This window comes from Vibrio sp. V42_P2S4T144 (assembly GCF_009904715.1).
In the GTDB taxonomy this organism is placed as follows: domain Bacteria; phylum Pseudomonadota; class Gammaproteobacteria; order Enterobacterales; family Vibrionaceae; genus Vibrio; species Vibrio alginolyticus.
Map to the genome: position 1 here is coordinate 1 of NZ_WXWS01000135.1, position 6,018 is coordinate 6,018.

The 6,018-nt window shown below is 48.8% G+C and carries 2 protein-coding genes; both read right to left on the reverse strand.

Annotated features, from left to right (window positions below; genetic code table 11):
- Nucleotides 1-35: 35 nt before the first annotated feature.
- On the reverse strand, nt 36-1,448 hold the full coding sequence (locus CAG68_RS04415; RefSeq protein ID WP_005381833.1) for an FAD-dependent oxidoreductase: 1,413 nt from the start codon (nt 1,446-1,448) through the stop codon (nt 36-38).
- Between the two features lie 20 nt (nt 1,449-1,468).
- Nucleotides 1,469-5,932 carry a glutamate synthase large subunit gene (gene gltB / locus CAG68_RS04420; protein ID WP_064376565.1) on the reverse strand — a complete coding sequence of 1,488 codons (4,464 nt, stop codon included), beginning with the start codon at nt 5,930-5,932 and terminating at the stop codon, nt 1,469-1,471.
- Nucleotides 5,933-6,018: the final 86 nt, after the last annotated feature.

Sequence of the window (6,018 nt, forward strand, 5' to 3'; positions counted from 1 at the left end):
CAATAATAGGACCCTTTTTGTGAGGTTAACTGAGATTAAACTTCGAGGTAATCGAGAATGCCTTCTGCCGCTTTTCGTCCTTCATCAATTGCGGTTACGACAAGATCAGAACCTCGTACCGCATCACCACCCGCGAAGATCTTTTCATTGCTGGTCTGGAACTGGAACTCTTGCTTCGCTGGGGCTTTGATACGACCCCATTGATCCAAATCGACATCAAACGGTGCTAACCAGTCCATTTTGTGCGGCTGGAAACCAAACGCCATGATAACAACGTCTGCTGGTAGAACGTGCTCGCTGCCTTCAACGGGCTCTGGACGTCGGCGACCTGCTTCATCAGGTTCACCAAGTGCGGTTTTCACCACTTTGACCCCCGAGACTTTGCCTGACGCATCCACTTCCACTCCCAAAGGCTGAAGGTTGAACATGAACTTCACGCCTTCTTCCTTTGCGTTTTTTACCTCGCGACGAGAGCCTGGCATGTTGGCCTCATCACGACGATAAGCACAAACTACGTTGGAGGCACCTTGGCGAATTGAGGTACGAACGCAGTCCATTGCTGTATCACCACCACCCAGTACGACGACTTTCTTTCCTGCCATATCGATAAAGGGTTGGTTACTCTCAAGATCCATGACTTTGTAGGTGTTCGAAACTAAAAATGGCAGCGCGTCATACACACCCGGCGCATCTTCATTATCTAGACCTGCACGCATGTATTTATAGGTGCCAACGCCCAAGAAAACAGCATCGTATTCATCAAGCAGCTCTTGCATTTGGACATCTTTGCCTACTTCCATGTTCATGCGGAACTCGACGCCCATTTCAGTGAACACACGGCGGCGGTTTTCCATCACGCCTTTTTCAAGCTTGAAGGAAGGAATACCGAAGGTCAGAAGGCCTCCAATTTCAGGGTAGCGGTCAAACACGACTGGCTTAACGCCATTGCGCACTAGGATATCCGCGGCAGCCAAGCCAGCTGGGCCAGCTCCAATGATTGCAACCTTTTTATCGGTCCACTCCACCTTGGACATATCTGGCTTCCAGCCCATTTCAAACGCTTTGTCGGTAATGTACTTTTCTATGTTACCGATGGTGACGGCACCAAAGTCATCATTAAGCGTGCATGAACCTTCACATAGGCGGTCTTGAGGACAAACGCGCCCACATACTTCCGGTAGGCTATTGGTTTGATGCGATAGTTCAACCGCTTCAAGAATACGACCTTCATTGGCAAGTTTTAACCATTGAGGGATGTAGTTGTGGACTGGGCATTTCCATTCACAATATGGGTTGCCACAATCTAAGCAGCGATCCGCTTGTGCAGTCGCCTGTTGTTTAGTGAACGGTTCATAGATTTCAACGAACTCGATCTTACGAACTTTGATAGGCTTTTTCGCAGGATCTACACGCTGCACATCGATAAATTGATAAACGTTCTGGCTCATGATTCAAACATCCTCCATGATTACTGTGCTTGAACACGCAGCTCTGCGGCACTGCGGCTCTGGTGACCAAGTAGCGTGCGAAGATCTGCCGCTTGTGGTTTCACCAAATAGAACTTTGGAATCCATTCATCAAAGTTCGCCAAAATATTTTCAGCATGACTCGACCCTGTTTCTTCAAGGTGTTCCGCAATTAGGCCACGCAAATGTTCTTGGTGGATGTAAAGATCGGACAATGAGATGGCTTCGACAGACTCAGTATTAACTCGACCTTCAAAGCTTTGGTTCTCATCCAGAACATAGGCAAAGCCTCCAGTCATACCCGCGCCAAAGTTCACACCTGTCGCACCAAGAATGGCAACAATACCGCCAGTCATGTACTCACAAGCGTTATCGCCAGCACCTTCAATGACGGCTATCGTACCTGAGTTTCGTACGCCGAAACGCTCACCTGCTTTACCGGCTGCAAATAGTTTACCGCCGGTCGCGCCGTACAGACAGGTGTTACCAATGATGGTTGCTTCATTACACTTAAATGCAGTGCCAAGGTGAGGTTTGATAACCACTTTACCACCCGCCATGCCTTTGCCCACGTAGTCGTTCGCATCGCCCGTGAGGTAAAGCTCTACACCACCTGCGTTCCAAACACCAAAGGACTGGCCTGCGGTGCCGTCAAGATAGATTTTGATAGGGGAAGCCGCCAACCCTTGGTTGCCATAGCGTTTTGCTATTTCGCCAGATAAGCGTGCACCAACAGAACGATCAGTGTTGATGACATTGTAGAAGAAACTTGCCGATTGACTGTTTTCGACCGCATGCATGGCATCATCAACGATCTTTTGGTTGAGCTCAGCTTTATCAAACGGTTTGTTTGGCTCTGTCCAAAATAGCGGATGGCCCTCAGGTGATACTGGAGCTTCTAGAATATTGGATAGATCCAGCTTGGTCTGTTTCGCTGTAAATCCCTCTACTGCCTCAAGTAAATCGGTACGACCAATCAAGTCCGTCAGCTTTTCAACGCCAAGTTCGGCGAGTAATCCGCGCACTTCGTCTGCCAGGCCGATGAAGTAATTCATCACCATTTCTGGTAGACCTTTGAAGTATTCTTTACGCAGTGTCTCGTCTTGAGTCGCAACCCCAGTTGCACAGTTGTTGAGGTGACAAATTCGTAGGAACTTACAACCCATAGCGACCATTGGCGCAGTACCAAAACCGAAGCTTTCTGCACCTAAAATTGCGGCTTTAACTACGTCTAAACCAGTCTTTAGACCACCGTCTACCTGTAGGCGGATCTTATGACGCAGACCATTAGCAACCAGAGCTTGTTGTGTCTCTGCCAACCCCAACTCCCAAGGGCTACCAGCGTATTTTACCGAAGTTAATGGGCTTGCTGCGGTACCACCGTCGTAACCCGAAATGGTAATAAGATCAGCGTAAGCCTTGGCTACGCCCGTTGCGATGGTGCCGACACCTGGCTCGGAGACGAGTTTTACCGAAACCAGCGCATTTGGGTTGACTTGTTTAAGGTCGAAGATCAGCTGGGCCAAATCTTCAATCGAATAGATATCGTGGTGCGGAGGAGGGGAGATCAGAGTCACGCCTTGTACCGAATAACGCAGTTTTGCGATTTCTGCGGTGACTTTGTGTCCTGGTAGCTGTCCACCTTCACCCGGTTTCGCACCTTGTGCCACCTTGATTTGCAGTACATCCGCATTAGTCAGGTAATGAGGCGTTACACCAAATCGGCCAGAAGCAATCTGTTTGATACGTGAGTTACGCTCAGTACCGAAGCGGCGAGGATCTTCACCGCCTTCACCCGAGTTAGAGTAACCACCAAGACGGTTCATCGCCGTTGCAAGTGCTTCATGCGCTTCTGGGCTAAGTGCGCCAATGGACATTGCCGCAGAGTCAAAGCGTTTGAACAGTTCAGTGCGTGGTTCTATTTGCTCAAGTGGCAGCGGTGAGTCTGATTTTTTCAGCGACATTAAGTCACGCAGCATGGCAACAGGGCGTTGATTTACCTGCTTAGCAAAGCTCTGATAGTCGTTACTTTCGCCAGATTTAACGGCCTGTTGCAGCGTGCCGACAACATCCGGGTTGTACGCATGATACTCACCTCCATGGACGTACTTTAACAAGCCGCCATGATCAATCGATTTGCGTTTCGCCCATGCTTTACGAGATAAGTTTGTAAGATCTTGCTGGAAGTCGTCAAAATTCGCGCCTTCAATTCGAGTTGTGACGCCTTTAAAACACAGATCGACCACATCTTGGCTCAAGCCAACTGCTTCAAACAGTTGTGAGCAGCGGTAAGAGGCGATGGTTGAGATCCCCATTTTCGACATGATCTTGTACAGGCCTTTGTTGATGCCGTATTGGTAGTTTTGCATCACATCGCGGTAGTCTTTCTCTAGTGCTTTATCATCAATCAGTTTACCTAACGCTTCATAAGCAAGGTATGGGTAAACCGCAGTAGCACCAAAGCCAAGCAAGACAGCAAATTGGTGTGGGTCACGAGCTGTTGCGGTCTCAACAACAATGTTGGCATCGCAACGTAAGTTCGCGTCAATCAGACGAGTTTGAACCGCACCGACCGCCATTGCTGCAGGAATTGGCAGCTTGCCTTTGACTAAAGCGCGATCTGAAAGCACGACTAGAACCGTGCCTTCACGCACCACTTGTTCTGCTTGCTCACACAGATCATCAATGGCTTGTTTGAGATCTTTCTGTTGTGGGTCGTAGTTGATATCGAGAATGGTATTACGGTAATGATCGTCACTCAGCTCTAGTAGTTGCTGCATGTCTGAATAGAGCAGTACTGGAGAATCAAAGGTTACACGATGCGCGTGGCCATCGGTTTCACAGAAGACGTTCATCTCCTGGCCGATGCTGGTCGCCAGCGACATGACGTGTTTCTCACGCAGCGGATCGATTGGTGGGTTGGTGACCTGCGCGAACTTCTGACGGAAGTAATCAGTCACCAAGCGCTCTTTCGAAGAAAGAACCGCCATCGGGGTGTCATCACCCATCGAACCGACGGCTTCTTGCCCCATATCACCGAGGACACGCAATACTTGATCGACTTCTTCATTGCTCATGGCAAACTGCTTTTGATAAGTCTTAAGCAAGTCTTCATCAAAGCTGCGCTCACCTACTTGATCTTCAGGCAGCTGAGAGAACGGTGTTAGTTTGCGAACGTTGTTCTCCATCCATTCGCGATAAGGGTGACGAGATTTCAGGTCATTATCGATCTCGCTAGACTGCCAAAGCTTACCTTTACGAGTGTCGATGACGAGTAATTCCCCCGGACCTACACGACCTTTTTTGGCAACTTCATCTGGGGCGTAATTCCAAATCCCTACCTCAGATGCCAGAGTGATCAACTTGTCTTTGGTAATTACATAACGCGCAGGACGTAGACCGTTTCGGTCTAGGTTACAAGCAGCATAACGACCATCGGACAGTACGATACCTGCTGGGCCATCCCATGGTTCCATGTGTTTGGAGTTGAAATCGTAAAACGCACGCAAATCCGGATCCATGTCAGGGTGGTTTTGCCATGCTGGCGGCACAAGCATACGCATGGCACGGAAGATATCCATGCCGCCAGCTAAAAAGAGATCTAGCATATTATCTAGGCTAGACGAGTCTGAGCCTGTCTCGTTCACAAACGGTGCTGCAGTTTGTAGGTCAGGCAGCAGTGGTGACGAGAACTTATAAGCACGAGCGCGTGCCCATTGTCGGTTACCTTCAATGGTATTGATCTCACCATTATGAGCAAGGTAGCGGAACGGTTGAGCTAATGGCCAACGCGGTTGAGTGTTGGTAGAAAAACGCTGGTGGAACAGACAGATAGCAGATTCCATACGTAGATCGGCAAGATCAAGATAAAAGCGCGGTAAGTCCGCAGGCATGCATAGGCCTTTGTACACCAAAACTTGAGTCGACAAGCTACAGATGTAGAAATCCGGATCTTCGGTGATTTGTTTCTCGATGCGACGGCGTGCGATGTAGAGACGACGTTCAATGTCACGTTCGCGCCAACCTGCCGGTGCAGAGATAAAGACTTGCTGAATATTTGGAAGCGAGTTGGCCGCAATTGGACCGAGTACTTCTGAATTAGTTGGTACTTCACGCCAACCAGCCACAGTTAGCGTCTCTTGCGCCAGTTCTTTGTTGACGATGTCTTTAGCGAGTTGAGCTTTGACTGGATCTTGGTTGAAGAAAATCATCCCTACGGCGTATTGCTTGCCAAGGTTGAAACCATTTTCTTCGGCAATAAGACGTAAATAGGAATCGGGCTTTTGTAATAGAAGACCACAACCATCACCAGTTTTACCATCGGCGGCGATACCACCACGGTGAGTCATGCGGTCAAGTGCAGAAATTGCTGTACGTACCAGCTTGTGGCTTTGTTCGCCTTCCATATGCGCGATCAAGCCAAATCCACAGTTGTCTTTCTCAAGACTTGGATCATAAAGAGCCATTGCAATTCTCCCTTTGCTTATCCGTCATCCCGACAGATATATCAACACTGCTTACGTTGATATCGATGACTAACTATGCGTCATCT

Excerpts from the sequence above, each read along its gene's own strand:
- CAG68_RS04415 (WP_005381833.1), bottom strand. The coding sequence starts at position 1,448 with ATGAGCCAGAACGTTTATCAATTTATCGATGTGCAGCGTGTAGATCCT.
- gltB (WP_064376565.1), bottom strand. The coding sequence starts at position 5,932 with ATGGCTCTTTATGATCCAAGTCTTGAGAAAGACAACTGTGGATTTGGC.